This window comes from Rhodococcus sp. EPR-134, from assembly GCF_001647205.1.
In the GTDB taxonomy this organism is placed as follows: Bacteria; Actinomycetota; Actinomycetes; order Mycobacteriales; family Mycobacteriaceae; genus Rhodococcus_F; species Rhodococcus_F qingshengii.
Genome location: NZ_LVCT01000395.1, coordinates 16,828 through 33,748 on the forward strand (window position 1 = coordinate 16,828; position 16,921 = coordinate 33,748).

General features: G+C 64.9%; 17 protein-coding genes. 6 read left to right on the top strand and 11 right to left on the bottom strand.

Going from position 1 to position 16,921, the window contains the following annotated elements; genetic code table 11:
* Positions 1-4 precede the first annotated feature (4 nt).
* From lipA to sucB, 4 genes are all read right to left on the bottom strand, one after another.
* Positions 5-1,015 carry a lipoyl synthase gene (gene lipA / locus A2J01_RS18060; protein WP_003941610.1) on the bottom strand — a complete coding sequence of 337 codons (1,011 nt, stop codon included), beginning with the start codon at positions 1,013-1,015 and terminating at the stop codon, positions 5-7.
* Between the two features lie 51 nt (positions 1,016-1,066).
* On the bottom strand, positions 1,067-1,828 hold the full coding sequence (gene lipB / locus A2J01_RS18065; RefSeq protein ID WP_003941602.1) for a lipoyl(octanoyl) transferase LipB: 762 nt from the start codon (positions 1,826-1,828) through the stop codon (positions 1,067-1,069).
* Between the two features lie 29 nt (positions 1,829-1,857).
* Positions 1,858-2,745 (bottom strand): TIGR01777 family oxidoreductase, encoded by an 888-nt coding sequence (locus tag A2J01_RS18070; protein WP_064113256.1) that lies wholly within the window; start codon positions 2,743-2,745, stop codon positions 1,858-1,860.
* A 120-nt stretch (positions 2,746-2,865) separates the two neighbouring features.
* Entirely contained in the window at positions 2,866-4,614 is a 1,749-nt protein-coding gene (gene sucB / locus A2J01_RS18075; RefSeq protein WP_058039509.1) for a 2-oxoglutarate dehydrogenase, E2 component, dihydrolipoamide succinyltransferase, read from the bottom strand.
* Positions 4,615-4,978: 364 nt separating this feature from the next.
* Here sucB and A2J01_RS18080 point away from each other — a divergent pair, with 364 nt between their 5' ends.
* The gene (locus A2J01_RS18080; protein WP_003941713.1) at positions 4,979-5,329 is read left to right on the top strand and encodes a hypothetical protein; all 351 of its coding nucleotides are present in this window, start codon (positions 4,979-4,981) and stop codon (positions 5,327-5,329) included.
* A gap of 56 nt (positions 5,330-5,385) precedes the next feature.
* On the opposite strand, the gene A2J01_RS18085 is transcribed toward A2J01_RS18080, so the two are convergent.
* On the bottom strand, positions 5,386-6,903 hold the full coding sequence (locus A2J01_RS18085) for a leucyl aminopeptidase (protein WP_019748919.1): 1,518 nt from the start codon (positions 6,901-6,903) through the stop codon (positions 5,386-5,388).
* A gap of 158 nt (positions 6,904-7,061) precedes the next feature.
* On the opposite strand from A2J01_RS18085, the gene gcvT reads away from it, so the two are divergent.
* Both gcvT and A2J01_RS18095 read left to right on the top strand, forming a co-directional pair.
* Positions 7,062-8,162 carry a glycine cleavage system aminomethyltransferase GcvT gene (gene gcvT, locus A2J01_RS18090; protein WP_064113257.1) on the top strand — a complete coding sequence of 367 codons (1,101 nt, stop codon included), beginning with the start codon at positions 7,062-7,064 and terminating at the stop codon, positions 8,160-8,162.
* A gap of 32 nt (positions 8,163-8,194) precedes the next feature.
* Positions 8,195-9,298: a branched-chain amino acid aminotransferase gene (locus A2J01_RS18095; RefSeq protein ID WP_003941766.1), complete on the top strand. Its 1,104-nt coding sequence runs from the start codon at positions 8,195-8,197 to the stop codon at positions 9,296-9,298.
* Here A2J01_RS18095 and A2J01_RS18100 read toward each other — a convergent pair.
* The 6 genes from A2J01_RS18100 to A2J01_RS18125 form a co-directional block, all read right to left on the bottom strand.
* On the bottom strand, positions 9,292-10,113 hold the full coding sequence (locus A2J01_RS18100; protein WP_082661511.1) for a dienelactone hydrolase family protein: 822 nt from the start codon (positions 10,111-10,113) through the stop codon (positions 9,292-9,294). The genes A2J01_RS18095 and A2J01_RS18100 overlap by 7 nt on opposite strands.
* Positions 10,114-10,236: 123 nt before the next feature.
* Positions 10,237-11,211 (bottom strand): GlxA family transcriptional regulator, encoded by a 975-nt coding sequence (locus tag A2J01_RS18105; RefSeq protein WP_064113258.1) that lies wholly within the window; start codon positions 11,209-11,211, stop codon positions 10,237-10,239.
* A 9-nt stretch (positions 11,212-11,220) separates the two neighbouring features.
* Positions 11,221-11,988 (bottom strand): adenosylcobinamide-GDP ribazoletransferase, encoded by a 768-nt coding sequence (locus tag A2J01_RS18110; RefSeq protein WP_080961137.1) that lies wholly within the window; start codon positions 11,986-11,988, stop codon positions 11,221-11,223.
* A gap of 2 nt (positions 11,989-11,990) precedes the next feature.
* A complete protein-coding gene (cobT, locus tag A2J01_RS18115) occupies positions 11,991-13,136 on the bottom strand; it encodes a nicotinate-nucleotide--dimethylbenzimidazole phosphoribosyltransferase (RefSeq protein ID WP_050793993.1) in 1,146 nt (381 codons plus the stop codon).
* 23 nt (positions 13,137-13,159) lie between these two features.
* Positions 13,160-13,747 carry a bifunctional adenosylcobinamide kinase/adenosylcobinamide-phosphate guanylyltransferase gene (gene cobU, locus A2J01_RS18120; RefSeq protein WP_064113259.1) on the bottom strand — a complete coding sequence of 196 codons (588 nt, stop codon included), beginning with the start codon at positions 13,745-13,747 and terminating at the stop codon, positions 13,160-13,162.
* Between the two features lie 2 nt (positions 13,748-13,749).
* Positions 13,750-14,406 carry a DUF3043 domain-containing protein gene (locus tag A2J01_RS18125; RefSeq protein ID WP_007730051.1) on the bottom strand — a complete coding sequence of 219 codons (657 nt, stop codon included), beginning with the start codon at positions 14,404-14,406 and terminating at the stop codon, positions 13,750-13,752.
* A gap of 134 nt (positions 14,407-14,540) precedes the next feature.
* Here A2J01_RS18125 and A2J01_RS18130 point away from each other — a divergent pair, with 134 nt between their 5' ends.
* The 3 genes from A2J01_RS18130 to A2J01_RS18140 all read left to right on the top strand — a co-directional run.
* The gene (locus tag A2J01_RS18130) at positions 14,541-15,608 is read left to right on the top strand and encodes a glycerate kinase family protein (RefSeq protein WP_050655816.1); all 1,068 of its coding nucleotides are present in this window, start codon (positions 14,541-14,543) and stop codon (positions 15,606-15,608) included.
* Positions 15,609-15,758: 150 nt separating this feature from the next.
* Entirely contained in the window at positions 15,759-16,109 is a 351-nt protein-coding gene (locus tag A2J01_RS18135; protein WP_007730053.1) for a HesB/IscA family protein, read from the top strand.
* Between the two features lie 196 nt (positions 16,110-16,305).
* A partial coding sequence (locus tag A2J01_RS18140; protein ID WP_231915818.1) for a PfkB family carbohydrate kinase occupies positions 16,306-16,921 on the top strand: 616 nt, incomplete at its 3' end.

Below are 16,921 nucleotides of genomic sequence, written 5' to 3' on the forward strand. Positions count from 1 at the left end.
TGGATCAGCGATTCAGGCGCGCCATGAGTGAGCTGGCTTCCTGGGAAGCGTCGCCGCCCTCGGTCAGATGACGCTGCGCCTCGGGAAGTTCACGGCCGTGATGTGCCATGGCCTGCGCATACAGGCGGCCGGCGCGGTACGACGAGCGAACCAACGGACCGGCCATGACGCCGGCGAAGCCCATCTCTTCTGCAGCCTTCGAGTGTGCGACGAACTCCTCGGGCTTGACCCACCGCTCGACGGGGTGGTGCCGGGGCGAGGGGCGCAGGTACTGGGTGATGGTGAGGATGTCGCAACCGGCGGCGTGGAGATCTGCCATCGCCTCGGTGACCTCTTCAGGGGTTTCGCCCATGCCGAGGATCAGGTTGGACTTGGTGACCAGTCCGTAGTCGCGTGCTGCGGTGATGACGTCGAGGCTGCGCTGGTACCGGAATGCCGGACGGATCCGCTTGAAGATGCGGGGGACGGTCTCGAGGTTGTGTGCGAGGACCTCGGGGCGTGAGGCGAAGACCTCGTCGAGCAGTTCGGGCTTGCCGTTGAAGTCCGGAACCAGGTTCTCGACGCCGGTGCCCGGGTTGAGTTCGTGGATCTTGCGGACGGTCTCGGCGTAGAGCCAGGCGCCGCCGTCGGGGAGGTCGTCGCGGGCGACGCCGGTGATCGTGGAGTACCGAAGGCCCATGGCCTGAACGCTTTCCGCGACGCGACGGGGCTCGTCGCGGTCGAGGGCTTCGGGCTTGCCGGTGTCGATCTGGCAGAAGTCGCAGCGGCGTGTGCACTGCTCGCCGCCGATCAGGAACGTGGCTTCGCGGTCTTCCCAGCACTCGTAGATGTTGGGGCAGCCCGCTTCCTCGCAGACGGTGTGCAAACCTTCACGCTTGACCAGGCCCTTGAGCTCCGTGTACTCGGGGCCCATCTTTGCTCGGGTCTTGATCCAGTTGGGTTTGCGTTCGATGGGCGTCTCCGCGTTTCGGATCTCGAGACGGAGCAGCTTACGTCCTTCTGGGGCGATAGTCACGACAGTGATCCTACGCCCGGTGATTACTGCAACGGGGTTCGGGCGAGCCCGTCAGCTGTACTGAACGGTAGTAAAAGTCGGAGTAGGCGAGGCGCTTTCGAAGGTGACGCGCTCGACGTTCCGTTCGGTGACGGGCATGGTTCCGTCGAGAGCAGCGATCACTGCCTCGGTCACAGCGGGAGTGACTTCGTCCACGGTGACGTCGCGACCGAGTTCATGCGACAGCGTCGTGACCCCGGCGTCACGGATGCCGCAGGGAATGATGTTGTCGAATCCGGTCAGGACCGAATTGCAGTTCAGGGAGAAGCCGTGCAGTGCCACGCCCCGTTGGACGCGCACGCCGATGGCAGAAACCTTGCGCTCGGGCTTCCATTGCCCGTTTGCGAGTTCGGCGGGCAGCCAGACGCCGGAGCGGCCGTCGATGCGCCCGCAGTTCAGGCCGAGGTCCGTGCACACCGTGATCAGTGCTTCCTCGATGCGTCGGACATACCGCACCACGTCGATGGGCTCGGCCAGTTTCACGATCGGATATCCCACCAGCTGGCCGGGGCCGTGCCAGGTGATCTTCCCGCCGCGGTCGACGTCGATGACAGGCGTGCCGTCGACGGGACGATCTTCGGGTTCCGTGCGTCGTCCTGCCGTGTACACCGGCGGGTGTTCGAGGAGCAGTAGCGTGTCCGGTCCGATGTCGTCCGCCCGCGCAGCCGCGAGCTCACGCTGGCGGTCCCACGCGGCGTTGTAGTCGATCGAACCGAGTTGCTCGACGGCGATCGGCAGTTTCGAGAACCGGGCGGAAACGGCAGCGCTGCTCATGGACGTAGAGATTACGCCCGACTTCGGAATCAACCGAGTGCGGCCGCCAGCGCTTCGCCGATCGTGTTGTGGCGGAAAGAGAATCCCGCCTTTTCCAAAGCTGCGGGAATGGCGCGCTGGCCACCGAGGATGCCGCTCTTGGCGAATTCTCCGATCAACGCTTCGAGTGCGAACCCGGGAACGATCCAGGGAGCCGGGCGGTGGACCGCACGGGACATGGCGTCATTGAACTGGGCATTGGTGACAGGGGCCGGACCGGTCAGGTTGACGGGACCGGAGAGTTCGGAATTCGTGAGCGCGAACTTGATCGCGTCGCACTCGTCCTCGAGTGAGATCCACGGAAAGTACTGGCGACCGTTGCCCAGTCGCCCGCCGAGGCCGAACGAATAAAGGCGCCGAAGCCGACCGAGCATGCCCCCATGAGGTGAAATCACGACGCCGGACCGCAGATTGACGACGCGGGCGCCCGCCGCACGCGCCGGTTCGGTGGCAAGTTCCCAATCGCGACACGTCGTGGCGAGAAAGTCTGTGCCTGCCGGCGAATCCTCGTCGACGATCTTGTCGCCGGTGTCGCCGTAATAGCCGACGGCGCTCGCGTTGGCGAGGACGGGAACCTTCTGACTCGCGACCGCTTCGGCCAAGACGTCGGTCGGGACGATGCGGCTGTCACGGATCGCTTGCTTGTAGGAACCCGACCACCGTTTGTCGCCGATGCCGACGCCGCAGAGGTTCACGACGGCGTCGGCGCCCTGCAGGACGGAGAGGTCCAGACGGTCGTGGTCCGGGTCCCAACGCGATTCGTCGGGGCCGGCGGTCGAGCGTCGCACCAGACGCACCACGTCGTGGTTGTCGGAGCGCAACGATGACACCAAGGCCGTTCCGATCAAACCGGACGAGCCGGCGATGACTACTCGCATTCGGAAAGCCTCCTTCGATTCAGCGTGCTTCGATATCCGAACGTATATCTCCGACCGTACTGAAAAAGCCGGGGCGCCACCTCCTGATGGAGATGACGCCCCGGCCGGCCGAGCAGTTGCTTACAGGCCCAGATCAGCTTCGAACGAGGCTTCTTCCAACCGCTGCTTCACAGTGGTGAGGAATCGGCCGGCGTCGGCGCCGTCGACCAGACGGTGATCGTAGGTCAGCGGCAAGTAGATCATCGAGCGAACGCCGATGGACTCGTTGCCGTTCTCGTCGGTGACCACCATCGGGCGCTTGACGATCGCGCCGGTTCCGAGCATGGCCGCCTGCGGCGGTACCAGGATCGGGGTGTCGAACAGCGCGCCCTGGCTGCCGATGTTGGTGATGGTGAAGGTGCCACCCGAGAGCTCGTCCGGCTTCAGGCCACCCGAGCGTGCACGCTTGGCGATGTCGGCGATGGCGCGGGCCAAGCCGGCCAGGCCGAGATCGCCGGCGTTGTGGATGACGGGGGAGAGCAAGCCCTGATCGGTGTCCACTGCGATGCCGAGGTGTTCAGCGTCGTAGTAGGTGATCTGCTTGGCAGCCTCGTCGTAGCTTGCGTTGATGTTCGGGTGCGACTTCAGCGCCTCGACGACTGCCTTGGCGAAGAACGGAAGGAACGTCAGGTTGACGCCTTCGCGCTCGATGAAGCCGGCCTTGGCACGGGCCCGCAGGGCGACGATCTTGGTGACGTCCACCTCGAAGGTCTGCGTGAGCTGAGCGGTGTTCTGCAGCGACTCACGTGTCTTGGTGGCCGTGATCTGCCGAATACGGTTGGCCTTCTGCGTGGTTCCACGCAGGTGTGCCAGTTCGGGTCGGACGCCTGCGGCTGCGGTGGCGGCCGGTGCGGCCGCGGGTGCTGCAGCAGGAGCAGCGGCGGCGGGAGCCTTCTTGGCCTCCGCAGCGGCGAGCACATCCTGCTTGCGGATGCGGCCGCCGACGCCGGTGCCGGTGACGGTCGCGAGGTCGACGCCGTTGTCCGTGGCGAGCTTGCGCACGAGCGGGGTGACGTACGGGCTGCTGTCACCGGACGCTGCGGGGGCAGCCGCCGGTGCGGGAGCCGCAGCAGGCTTCGGAGCGGGTGCGGCCGGTGCGGCGGCAGGCTTGGGTGCTTCAGCCTTGGGTGCTTCGGCCTTCGGAGCTTCGGCCTTGGGGGCAGGGGGTGCTGCCGGTGCTGCGGGAGCGGCCTTGGGTGCCGGTGCCGCGGCGGGTGCGCCGGAGCCGACGACGGCCAGCTGGCCACCGATCTCGACGGTGTCGTCTTCCTGCGCATTGATCTCGAGCAGGATTCCGGCGACGGGGGACGGGATCTCTGTGTCGACCTTGTCGGTCGAGACCTCGAGCAGCGCCTCGTCGACGGCAACCTCGTCGCCGACAGCCTTGAGCCAGCGGGTGACGGTGCCTTCGGTGACGGACTCGCCGAGGGCGGGCATCGTCACGGCGGTACCTTCAGCGGAACCGCTCGAAGCAGCGGGTGCCTCGGCAGCGGGAGCTTCTTCAGCGGGAGCTTCGGCAGCCGGCGCTTCCTCGGCGGGAGCTTCCTCGGCGGCGGGGGCGGGTGCCTCTGCCGCGGGTGCTGCGGCTTCGCCGGCTTCACCGATCTGGGCGAGCTCGCCACCGATTTCCACGGTGTCGTCTTCCTGCGCGACGATCTTGGTCAGGACGCCGGCGACGGGAGACGGAATCTCGGTGTCGACCTTGTCCGTGGAGACTTCGAGCAAGGGTTCGTCGACTTCGACCGTGTCTCCTTCCTGCTTGAGCCACCGTGTGACAGTTCCCTCGGTGACGCTCTCACCTAGGGCTGGCATCTGGACGGAGAAGGCCATGTCTTTTGACTCCTCGACAGTTGTGTTCGGGTTGTTGAATTTTGTCGACTTGTGGTCGTAATGCATTGTGCTCGAGTGGCGCGCGACGTGCGGCTACTTGTAGCTATTTTGCCGATGTCGACGCGCGAGCGCGGCGTCACCGTCGTTCATCTTTCCATTGATACGCCGGGCGTGTCCGATGAGGGGGATGCCGTCCGTTTCGGGTGTGTCGGCTACTGGCGAGTAGGTATGCGTCGGGGGTCCGGCTGTAACGTCGTAAGCGGACCAAACGGTATGTCGTGCGCAGGCACAACGGACATCGCCTGGCAAACTTGACATATCGCCGGGGTGCATCCGCGGCGTCGGTACCGAGGAGGGTACGACCGTGGGACTGTTCGATCGTTTCAAGCGTCCGCCGAGTGCGGCTCAGGCCGCAGCGCAGAGTGATGCGGATCATCTGGCGAATTGGGCGCACTCGCACGAAGGCGTCGAAGCCTATGTGGAACCGCAGACGACGGTGACCGAGGTGACCGTCGTCCTGGTTGCGAAGGACGGGGAGTGGACTCGTCGTCGTGTCGGCGGCGAACGTGGTGCCCGCAAATTGGGACAAGACCTGAAGATCCCGGTCTACGACGTCCGAAAAACGGGATATCCGCAGCGTATGCGCGATCACGACGAACGTAAGCGAATCGAACGCAAGCGGGCACGAGAGCAGGAATTACGCGACGGCGCCTGAACTGCTGTGCGCCTTTATTAACCGCGGGGGGGTTAATAAAGGCGCACAGCAAGGGGTCAGCCGTTGACCGCGATGTCCTCCAGGACCGAGATCATCGTGCGAACGGGAACGCCGGTACCGCCCTTGCCGGTGTAACCCCACGGCCCTGACGTGTTGTAGGCCGGACCCGCGACGTCGATGTGCGCCCACTGGACACCCTCGGGAACGAATTCCTTGAGGTAGTGAGCTGCGACCAGCATGCCGCCCCAGCGGTGCGGGGTGACATTGGCCATGTCGGCGACCTTGGAGTCGAGATCTCCGCGCAATTCCTCCGGCAGCGGCATGGCCCAGCCGTTCTCGCCGACGCTCTGCGAGATGGAGGCGACGCGGTCACGGAACTCGTCGGTGCCCATGACTCCGGGGGTGCGGTTGCCGAGCGCGACCATCTGCGCACCGGTCAGGGTGGCGGTGTCGATCATGTAGTCGGGATCGTCCTCACCCGCGCGAACCATCGCGTCGGCAAGAATCAAACGGCCCTCGGCGTCGGTGTTGACGACCTCGATGGTGATTCCGCCGTACTGGGTCAGCACGTCGCCGGGACGCTGCGCGGTCGCGGACGGCATGTTCTCGGCCATCGGTACGTATGCGACGACGTTGACGGGCAGGCCGAGCTTGGCGGCAAGCACGACGGTGGAGATGACGGCTGCGGCGCCGCCCATGTCCGAGGTCATGTTCTCCATCCCGGCGGCGGGCTTGATGGAGATTCCGCCGGTGTCGAAGGTGATGCCCTTGCCCACCAGTGCGACCTTGCGGGCACCACGCTTCTTCGACGCGTATTCGAGGCGGACGAGACGCGGCTGGCGTGACGAGCCCTTGCCGACGCCGATGATTCCGCCGTAGCCACCCTTCTCGAGTGCCTTCTCGTCGAGAACCTGGACGGTGAGCCCGGCCTCGACGCCCAGTGCCTTCGCGCGCGCGGCGAACTCGGCGGGGTAGAGGTGGCTCGGGGGAGTGTTGACGAACTCGCGTGCGGTGGCGACGGCCTCGGCGATGGCGGCCGACCGTGCCAGCGTCGCTTTGGTCTCCTTCGTGCGCGGCGACGGCACCAGAAGTTCGACGCGGGCCAGTGGCTGCGAATCGGGACCGGGAGCCGTCATGGACGACTTGAATTCGGTGAAGCTGTACGCGCCCAACGCAAATCCCTCGGCGGCTGCACCGAGGTCGAGGATCGAGAGCGTGGTTGCGACGGTGTCGATGCCGGACAACGAGCGAGCTGCGGCGCCGGCGGACTTACGGATCTGCTCGCTGCCGAGCTTGTCGGCAGAGCCGAGTCCGACGGCGAGAACGCTGGTGACCGACAGTTCGCTCGGTGCCGGGACACGAGTGAGCTGCTCGGGCTTGCCCGTGGCGCCGACGGCGATGAGGCTGTCGAGGATCTCGGCGAGTACGTCTTCGGCGACGATGCCTTCGCTGAGTGCGATTTCGGGGCCGTCCGGACCCGACGTCAGACCGACGACCAGTATCTCTGCGCGCTTGGCGACTGTGCCGGCGAGAACGAGGTCGGGTCCCAACGATCGGGCTGTGCGAGTGCTCAAGGTGTCTCCTGTGAGGTGAGTGTGCGATGCGTCCGGTTCTGGCGGATGCCTGAGTCGATGTTAGGCCCTTTGCAGTTTGCGGACGGGCGATCGTCACGGCCGGGTGAGCTCTCGCTGCGGACATGTTTCGATCGGCGAAGTCCGATAGGTTGTGGGCCATGACCGACGAACAACTGTTGCAGGGCCCGATCCACCCCGTCCACGTCGAACTCGGCGCGACGTTCGCGCCGTTCGGGGGGTGGCAGATGCCGGTTTCGTACGCCGGCGTCGTGGCCGAACACACCTCTGTGCGTGAGAATGTCGGACTCTTCGACGTCAGTCACCTCGGCAAGGCCGTCGTGCGTGGCGCGGGCGCCGCGGAATTCGTGAACTCCGCACTGACCAACGATTTGAACAAGATCGGGCCGGGTAAGGCTCAGTACACGTTGTGCTGCAACGAGTCCGGTGGTGTCATCGACGACCTCATTGCGTACTACGTCAGCGACGACGAAATCTTCCTCGTCCCGAACGCAGCCAATACCGCGGACGTCGTTGCGGCTCTGGTCGCCCTCGCACCGGACGGAATCACCGTCGAGGATCAGCATCGTGCCTACGGTGTGCTGGCTGTGCAGGGTCCGAAATCGGTGGCGGTTCTGACCGCTCTGGGACTTCCCACCGAGGTCGAGTACATGGCGTACGAAGATGCGGAATGGAACGGCGTGCCTGTTCGTGTGTGCCGCAGCGGTTACACCGGTGAGGTCGGCTACGAACTCCTGCCGCGGTGGGAGGACAGCGAGCCGTTGTTCCGCGCGCTTCTCGAGGCAGTGCGCGCCGAGGGTGGGCAGGCCGCCGGACTCGGCGCCCGTGACACTCTTCGTACCGAGATGGGGTATCCGCTGCACGGGCATGAGCTTTCGCTCGAGATTTCTCCGCTCGAAGCGCGCTGCGGATGGGCGATCGGTTGGAAGAAGCCGACATTCTGGGGCAAAGAGACCTTGACCGACGAGAAGGCTGCCGGCCCGGCTCGCAAACTCTGGGGGATCAAGGCTCTCGATCGCGGCGTGCTTCGTGCCGGCCTCGGTGTTCTGCGTGACGGCGAGGCAATCGGCGAGACCACCTCGGGGACGTTTTCGCCCTCGCTCAAAGTGGGAATTGCGTTGGCGCTCCTCGATTCCGGTGCCAATGTCTCGGCCGGCGACGAGATCGAAGTCGACGTCCGTGGTCGTGCTCTTCGGTGCGTCGTGGTGTCTCCTCCGTTCGTGGAGACCAACACCAAGTAGAGAGCTTTTTCACGTTCGATAGGATTGCGCCCATGACAGGTGCCGCCGATTTCGTTCGTGTTCAGAGCTCGTCCCCGAAGTCCGACGCCGAGCGCCGTGACATTTTGGCGGCGCCCGGCTTCGGGCGGCACTTCACCGACCACATGGTCTCGATCGACTACACCGCGGGCAAGGGCTGGCACGACGCCCAGGTGTTGCCGTACGGAAACATCGAGCTCGATCCGGCCGCAATGGTTTTGCACTACGGACAGGCCATCTTCGAGGGCCTCAAGGCATACCGTCAGCCGGGTGGCGAGATCAGCTCGTTCCGCGTCGAGGCCAACGCCGAGCGTTTCGCGGCATCTGCGCGCCGTCTGGCCATGCCGGAGCTCCCGTCGCAGATGTTCATCGATTCCATCACCGAACTGATCGACGTCGATCTCGACTGGGTTCCCGCAGCCGGTGGCGAGGACGCGCTCTACCTCCGTCCGTTCATGTTCTCCACCGAAGCCGGACTCGGTGTCCGTCCCGCCGACGAGTACCGCTACCTGCTGATTGCCTCGCCTGCCGGTGCGTACTTCCCGCGCGGCGTCAAGCCGGTCAGTGTGTGGCTGTCCACCGAATACGTTCGCGCGGCCCCCGGTGGTACCGGCGCGGCCAAGTTCGCCGGCAACTACGCCGCTTCACTCCTCGCCCAGGCGCAAGCCGCCGACGAGGGGTGCGACCAGGTGGTCTGGCTCGACGCCATCGAGCGCACGTACGTCGAGGAAATGGGTGGAATGAACCTGTTCTTCGTCTTCGGCTCGGGCCCCGACGCTCGCCTCGTGACGCCGTCGCTGTCCGGTTCGTTGTTGCCAGGCATCACGCGCAACTCGTTGCTCGCCCTTGCCGCCGATTCCGGTTTCGCCGTCGAGGAGCGCAAGATCAGCACCGACGAATGGCGCACTAAGTGCAAGAGTGGTGAAATCACCGAGGTCTTCGCTTGCGGCACAGCAGCAGTCATCACCCCCGTCGGACGCGTCAAGTCCGCCGAGGGCGAGTTCACCATCGCCGACGGCGAGCCGGGTGAGGTGACGATGGCACTGCGCGACACCCTCACGGGTATCCAGCGCGGAACCTTCGCCGACACCCACGGCTGGATGACGAAACTTCACTGATCGCTGGTTCGTTCCGCGAGCAATCGCTCCCGGAAGAACTGCAGAATCTCGTCTCGTGCGACGGTGGTGGGCGATCCCGCCTCGTCGACGAGATGAGCCGTCACCACGCTGTGTGGATTGGCAATGACGTGTTCGAAGAACGGCGACGTTGTCGCGTTGGCCGCTTCGTCGGGTAGTACCTTCCCGACGAAGCGCTCGCCCAAGGCCTTCGAATAGGCGGCGAATCGTTGTGCGCGGCAGAACGAGTCACCTCGAAAGCGGTATGCAAGCACCGTGAGGTCTTCGGCCTCGAGTCTCGAGCGCACGGCTTCGAGTTCTTCGGGCCCGTTGTCGGTTTCGTCCGGTCGATCGAGCGGTAACGACGGTTGGGCGAGAACCGGCGCGATGACCGAGGGTTCGAGCATCATCGACAACGCGAAGTTACCGGTGAAGCACATTCCGATCACGCCGACGCCAGGTCCGCCGCTCTCCTCATGGGCGGAAGCGGCGAGTGAACGCAGCCAACGGACCGCCGGACTCGGTTCGTCGGCAGCGAGGGTGCGGAATTCTGCACTGACGCAGGCTCTCTTGAACACCGTCAGCCCCTCGTTCACTGTGGGGACCGCGCCGTCGCGGCCGAACAGTGACGGAACGAAGACAGTGAAACCGGCGTCGCGCACCCAGCGGGCGAATCGCGCTACATGCGGGCTGATGCCCGGCATCTCCGGCATGACGATTACTGCGGGACCGGTGCCGGCCACGTACACGGACTTCGCCACTGCGTCGATGGTGATCGTTCGACGGTCGAAGTCTTCGAGCGGATCGTCTTCGGTCATGCTCCGGTTCGGCACGGTGAGCCCTCTCAGTAGTCGAAACAATTCCTCTGCACAGTCTTTCGGCGCGGGATCGACTACAGAAGAGGGCGGTTCGCCATGTTTTCGGGCGGGCTCGCCACGCACCTATCCGGCGCCGCCGTTGCGGAATCGCTTTCGGTAGTCGGCCGGGCTGATGCCGACGCGGTCGGTGAACAGGCGACGGAAGGTTCCAGGATCCTGATAGCCGATGTGCCCCAGGATCTTTCCGAGAGACCAGTCGGTCGATTCCAACAACCGTTTCGCTTTTCGGATCCGTGCACGCTGCAGATAACTGCGCGGCGATTCCCCGGTCTCGTCCTTGAACTTCCGAAGCATGGTTCGGGTGCTGACACGAAAAGCACCCGACAGCAGATCCAAGTCGTAAGGCTCCGCCATCCGTTCGACCAGCCACCTTCCGACGTCGTCGGCAAACTGTGTGTGTTTGGCGGGCAGCATCGAGTCGACGATGTACGGAGATTGACTGGTTCGGTTTTCCGGCGCCAGAGTAATTCTTGCAGTCCTTCGCGCAATCTTGTCGCCGAGATGCTCGCGCACGAGTGCTGTTGCGAGGTCGAGCGCGGCGGTGAACGCAGCAGTGGTGGTGACGCCGTCGTCCTGGACGATCAACGAGTCGGTTCGAACCGTCGCACCGGGGTAACGACTCGCGAGGTCCGCACCGTACAGCCACGACGTCGTACATCGGCGTCCGTCGAGCAGTCCCGCCTCGCCCAGCAGATACGCGCCGACGCAGACTGACGACACCCGAACGCCGTGCGCCTCGCACGCACGGATGAACTCGATTTCTCCCTCCCACAGCGACAAGCGCGTCGCAGGGTCTTCGGACGGCACGAGTTCGAACCCCGGCACAACCAGGTGATCGATGTCGTGATGCCCCTCCTGCACGCCGAGCGAAAATCCACCTGCCGCAACGACGGGCGTGCGGGACGCTGCGATGACCGATACCTCGAAGGGGTCGGCGGGCGCTCCATCAGCGACGCGATTGGCGATCAGGAGAAGGTCGGTGAAAACGAAGATCTCGGCCGCGAGGCAACCTTCGTACGCAAGGACACCTACTCGCACGACGTCGGATCACAGTCCGAGAGTGAGGCCGACGGCCGTCAGCGTCACAGTGAGTTCGAGTGCGAATCCGAGAACGTCTCCGTTGAGTCCGCCGAATCTACGGACGCAGTGACGCACGCACAGCACACTGATCACCAGCGCCGACGCGGTCACGAGAGGGCCGAGCCACCACCGGTCGGTGGCAAAGCCGGAAGCGGCGATCAGCGGAACCGACCACACGATTGCGGCCCACAGCGGTTGTGAATCGGCGACGAGCGCACCGAATCCGCTCGGGCTCGACGCGAGAATACCTCGGCGGCAGGCAAAAACGACGGCCACACGACCCGCAGCGACAGATACGAGAACGGCGATCCACTGCGTGGGGGAGTCGGCAACAGCGAGGACGCCGAAGGAGACCGATTGCAGCCCGAGGAAGATGAACAGCGCCGCGACCCCGAACGGTCCGGCACCGCCGCTGTGCATGACTTCGCGGGCGCGCTCCGGTGGACCGTAACAACCCAGTCCGTCGACGGAGTCTGCCAGTCCGTCCACGTGCATCCCGCGTGTCCCGAGAGCGAGCGCACCGACCGTCAGCAAGCCTGCGAGATAGGGATTCAGGCCGATACTGGTTGTGCCCCAGAGCAGAAACGTCGCGGCAATGCCGAGAGCGATCCCGGTGAGCGGAGCTGCCGCGATGGCGCGACGGCCGGCAGTTCGATCGATGTCGGAGGGACCACGAACCGGAAGGACCGTCAGCCACGAGAAGGCCAGCGGCACTCCGGACAGCGGGCCCGCCACGCTCACTCCGCCGTATCGGTCTTGGTCAGGTCGATCGACTCCGGTTCGTCGGCAGGTGCGCTGCCCTGAGTGCTGACACCGGCTTCGGAGAATGTCGCCATCTTGCCCAGGATTGCCACTGCGCCCTGAAGAATCGGGAGAGCTGTGACTGCACCTGAACCTTCACCGAGACGCATGTCGAACTCGACGATCGGGTCGAGACCCATTCGGGTCAATGCGATGGTGTGGGCAGGTTCGGTGGAGCGGTGTCCGGCGACCCACCATTCACGTGCGCCGAAAGCCAGTTCGTCGGCAACCATGGCGGCTGCGGTGACCACAACGCCGTCGAGGATCACCGGCGTACGACGCGAAGCTGCCTGGGCCAGAAAGCCGGCCATCGCGGCGAGGTCAGCACCCGAAGACGTGCGCAGCAGCGCGACTGTGTCGCGAACGTGCGGACGGGCACGCCGGAGAGCGTCGCGAATCGCTGCGGTCTTGCGGATCCATCCGGCGTCGTCGATACCGGTACCTCGACCCACGACCGCGACGGGTTCACTGTCCGTGAGTGCGGCGATGAGTACGGTTGCGGGCGTCGTATTGCCGATGCCCATGTCGCCGGCGATGAGAAGATCTGCGCCCCCGTCGATTTCCTCGTCGGCGATCGCTCGGCCGGCGGCGATGGCCTGAAGGGTTTCCTCGTTCGACATGGCGTCTTCGCGGTCGATGGACCCGGAAGACCTGCGCACCTTGTGGTTCGAGACGGACGGATCGGTATCGCCGTCCACTGCGATGTCGACGACGCGTACCGTGGCGCCGGCAACCTCGGCGAGGACGTTGACTGCCGCGCCGCCCCCGAGGAAGTTGGCGACCATCTGTGCGGTCACTTCCGGCGGATAGGCGGAGACGCCGTTGCGGGCGATTCCGTGATCACCCGCGAACACGACGACGCGAGGCCGAGCGAAAGCGTGTGGGGGACAAACTCCTTGGCAGGCTGATGCCCAGCCGGCGAGAGCCTCCAGTCGGCCCAGCGAACCGGCCGGCTTGGTCAGATCACGCTGACGCGCATCGGCCTGCGCTCGCACCTCGCGGTCGGGCGGGGTGACGGGTTCGAAGTCGGCGCTACTGACTGGCGCGACGTCAGGGTTGGCATCTGGATTCGCCCCTGAAATGGCCCCTGGATTGGCCTCGGTACTCACATCGTGCCTTCCGGTTGTGCAGCAGTATCTTTCAAGATGAGCGGTAACCCTGCAACCACTAGTACGACACGATCGCACACCGCGGCGATACGAGCGTTGAGAGTGCCGATCTCGTCGCGGAACAATCGTCCGGACCGCGTCTCGGGGATGACGGCCAAACCCACTTCGGGGCTGACCAGCACCAGGTGTCCGCGGTAGTTCTCGACACTGGCGACCAGGCTGTCCGCCGCGGGCGTGACGGTGCCGCGCGGTGCGTCCCAAGCGCCTTGCCGATCGAGTTCCGCGGTCAGCCACGTTCCCAGATCGTCGACCAACGTCGCTGTGTGTGAATCGCTTTCGAGCTGCGCCGCGAGGTCACCGGCAGCTGCGGTTTCGACAGTCGACCAATGAGAAGGCCGTCTGTTGCGGTGCTGGTCGATCCGGCTTTCCCAGTCTGCGTCGGAGACATCACGTCTGGCTGTCGCCAGGTACCGGACCGGTGCCGAACTTTCGGGTAAGTGGCCTGCACAAACCAAATCCTCGGCGTGCGCGGACTTACCAGACCGCGCGCCGCCGAGGACCAAAGTTCTATACGTGTTCGTCACGCTCAGATTGCGTCGCCCGGCCCCACACGAGGCTTCGGTGCGCGCAGCTTACGGATCTGCGACGCGCGAACGAACGCGTACCAGCCGAGCTTGAATCCGCCGTCGGTGCTGTCGGGGAAGCGCTCGGCGACGCGGTTGTTGATCATGCGACCGAGCCAGATGCCTTCACCGACCATGAAGAGCATCATCACGAGCATTGCCAGTGTGACGATCTGCTGGAGCGCGGGCGTGACGAACATGGTCATGATGAGGATCAACGCGAGCGGCATGAACAGCCCGACGAGGTTGCGGCGAGCGTCGATGAAGTCACGGACGTAGGCGCGAACCGGTCCCTTGTCGCGGGGGAGCAGGTACTTGTCCTCGCCGGCGAGCATGCGGGCGCGGCGGTCTGCCGACGATGCGCGACGCTCGGCGGCTTCGGCCTTGCGGTCCTCCTTGGAGCCGCGGGTCGCCTTACGGCGGGCGCGGGCTTCCTTCGCGGTCAGCGGGGCAGGGGCAACGGGGCCACGCCTCTTCGCCTCGGCGTCACGACGCTTGGGTGTGGGGCGGCCCTTGCCCACCTGCTCGATGGGCGCCTCTTCGGAGGCCGAGGATGCCTCAGTGCCCTCGACGTCACGTTTGTCGGAGTTGTCTGAGTCACCGCGGCGTAGCAATTTCACACCTCCAGGCTATTGGATAAGTGCACGGTCTGGGAAACCGACCTCGGTCTTTCTGAAAAACCCGATCGCCCGAGGCACTGAAACGCGCGAGATCGTGAAACATCGGGGTCATTCGGGACTCTTAGACTTCGGCTATGCGGGTAATAGTTGCTCCAGATTCGTTTGGTGAGACGTTGACGGCCGTCGAGGCGGCTGAGTCCATTTCTGCCGGTTGGCGACGTGGCCGACCCGAAGACGACGTTGTCACCGCGCCACAATCCGACGGTGGGCCGGGTTTCGTCGACGTCTTGGCCACGGCTGGGGGCGACATCCGGACTGCACGGGTGTCCGGGCCTTTGACCGCCGCCGTCGACGCCACGTGGCTGTTCGATTCGGACACGGCGTACATCGAGTCCGCCGAGGCCGTCGGGCTCGGCCTGCTCGGAGGTCCGCCGACGCGGGACACTGCACTCGCCGCGCACAGTCTCGGTGTGGGAGAGCTGATCGCTGTCGCGCTCGAGGCAGGCGTGAAGACGGTTGTCGTCGGACTCGGTGGGAGTTGCTGCACCGACGGGGGACGTGGACTGGTGGAGGCGCTGGGCGGCCTGGAGGTTGCAGCGGCGGCTACGGCAGGCACTCAGTTGTTCGCCGCCACCGACGTCGAACACGTACTTCTCGGCGAGCACGGTGCGGCAGCGGTGTTCGGCCCGCAAAAGGGTGCCGACGCCGAAGCCGTCGCTGTCCTCGAAGCGCGGAACGCGAGATGGGCCGAACAGTTGGAGTCCGTCACCGGAAAACGAGTGTCGAATTTTCCGGGTGCCGGCGCCGCGGGTGGTATCGGTGCCGCGCTCTTTGCGCTCGGTGCACAGCGGCGATCCGGGGCCGACGTCGTCGCGGATCGCACCGGACAAGCCGCGCTACTGGCTTCCGCTGACCTGGTGATCACGGGCGAAGGCAAGTTCGACCACCAATCTCTGCGCGGCAAACTCGTCACAACGCTCGCTTCGGCGGGGGCAGCACACGGCGTTCCGACGCTCGTCTTTGCCGGCCAGGTGACGCTCGACGAGGCGGACTATGCGTCGACCTCGATAGTCGCGGCGAAGTCGGTGACGGATTTCGCCGGGTCGGTGGAACGTGCGATGGAGGAAGCGTCGGCGTGTCTCGAGGGACTCGCCGAACACACGGCACGCGAGTGGAACATCTGGCGCGGCGTCCGGAGCTGAGGATCCACAAGCGTCGACGCGCCGTTGCCGTGTCGGGAAGACCGGATAGGATGAAGACGAATCGCACCCGGTAAAGGACTGGCGGGAATAAGTCGGCAGCGGCGTACCGTTGAAGCGTTCACGGGTTGGTACGAACATTAGGGAGAGCCCATGACTGTGCAGAACGAGACCGCCACCCACGGCGTCAAGATGACCGAGGCCGCGTCCGCCAAGGCGAAGGCACTCTTCGATCAGGAGGGTCGCGACGACCTCGCGCTGCGTATTGCAGTGCAGCCCGGCGGCTGTGCCGGACTGAAGTACCAGCTGTTCTTCGACGACCGCACGCTCGACGGGGACCTCACTGTCGACTTCAACGGCGTCAATCTGGTTGTCGACCGGATGAGCGCGCCGTACGTCGAAGGTGCGTCCATCGACTTCCTCGACACCATCGAGCAGCAGGGCTTCTCGATCGACAACCCCAATGCAACAGGCTCCTGCGCCTGCGGTGACTCGTTCAACTGAGTCTGTCGATCACAACTCAATTCACGAACAACTGACGCGGAACCGACATTCGGTTTCGCGTCAGTTGTTTGTGGTGACTCGTACGTAGACCGTTCCGATCCGACAGCTCGGACGCCGATGACGGCGCTACGGGCGGTAACGTGAACTTTTGCTCCTCTTTCATTCTTGTACTCACTTCGCTGAAAGGCCACGATCCGTGACTATTGCGGTAACCGGTTCCATCGCCACCGACCACTTGATGCGCTTCCCCGGCCGCTTCGCCGATCAGCTCCTCGCCGATCAGCTCGCCCACGTTTCGCTGAGTTTCCTGGTCGACGATCTCGTGATTCGCCGCGGTGGTGTCGGCGGCAACATCGCTTACGCCATGGGCGTGCTCGGTGGGTCCCCGCTACTCGTCGGCGCAGTCGGTGCCGACTTCGCCGAGTACCGCACGTGGCTCGAGGACAACGGCGTCGACTGCAGCGCGGTCCGTATCTCGGACAAGGCACATACGGCGCGTTTCGTGTGCACCACCGACGAGGACATGGCGCAGATCGCGTCGTTCTACCCCGGTGCGATGAGCGAGGCTCGCGAGATCGAACTCGCGGCAGTGGCCAAGACTGCAGGCGCAGTCGAGTTGGTGCTGATCGGCGCCAACGACCCCGAGGCCATGGTTCGCCATACCGACGAATGCCGTCTGCTCGGGATTCCGTTCGCAGCGGATCCGTCGCAGCAGCTTGCCCGCCTGTCCGGTGACGAGGCCAAGGCGCTCATTCACGGCGCGAAGTACTTGTTCACCAACGAGTACGAGTGGGGTCTGCTTCAGCAGAAGA

Coding starts and splice junctions, on each gene's coding strand:
- lipB (WP_003941602.1), bottom strand. CDS start 1,828: ATGAGCAGCGCTGCCGTTTCCGCCCGGTTCTCGAAACTGCCGATCGCC.
- A2J01_RS18135 (WP_007730053.1), top strand. CDS start 15,759: ATGACTGTGCAGAACGAGACCGCCACCCACGGCGTCAAGATGACCGAG.
- A2J01_RS18095 (WP_003941766.1), top strand. CDS start 8,195: ATGACAGGTGCCGCCGATTTCGTTCGTGTTCAGAGCTCGTCCCCGAAG.
- gcvT (WP_064113257.1), top strand. CDS start 7,062: ATGACCGACGAACAACTGTTGCAGGGCCCGATCCACCCCGTCCACGTC.
- A2J01_RS18070 (WP_064113256.1), bottom strand. CDS start 2,745: ATGCGAGTAGTCATCGCCGGCTCGTCCGGTTTGATCGGAACGGCCTTG.
- A2J01_RS18130 (WP_050655816.1), top strand. CDS start 14,541: ATGCGGGTAATAGTTGCTCCAGATTCGTTTGGTGAGACGTTGACGGCC.
- A2J01_RS18100 (WP_082661511.1), bottom strand. CDS start 10,113: ATGACCGAAGACGATCCGCTCGAAGACTTCGACCGTCGAACGATCACC.
- sucB (WP_058039509.1), bottom strand. CDS start 4,614: ATGGCCTTCTCCGTCCAGATGCCAGCCCTAGGTGAGAGCGTCACCGAG.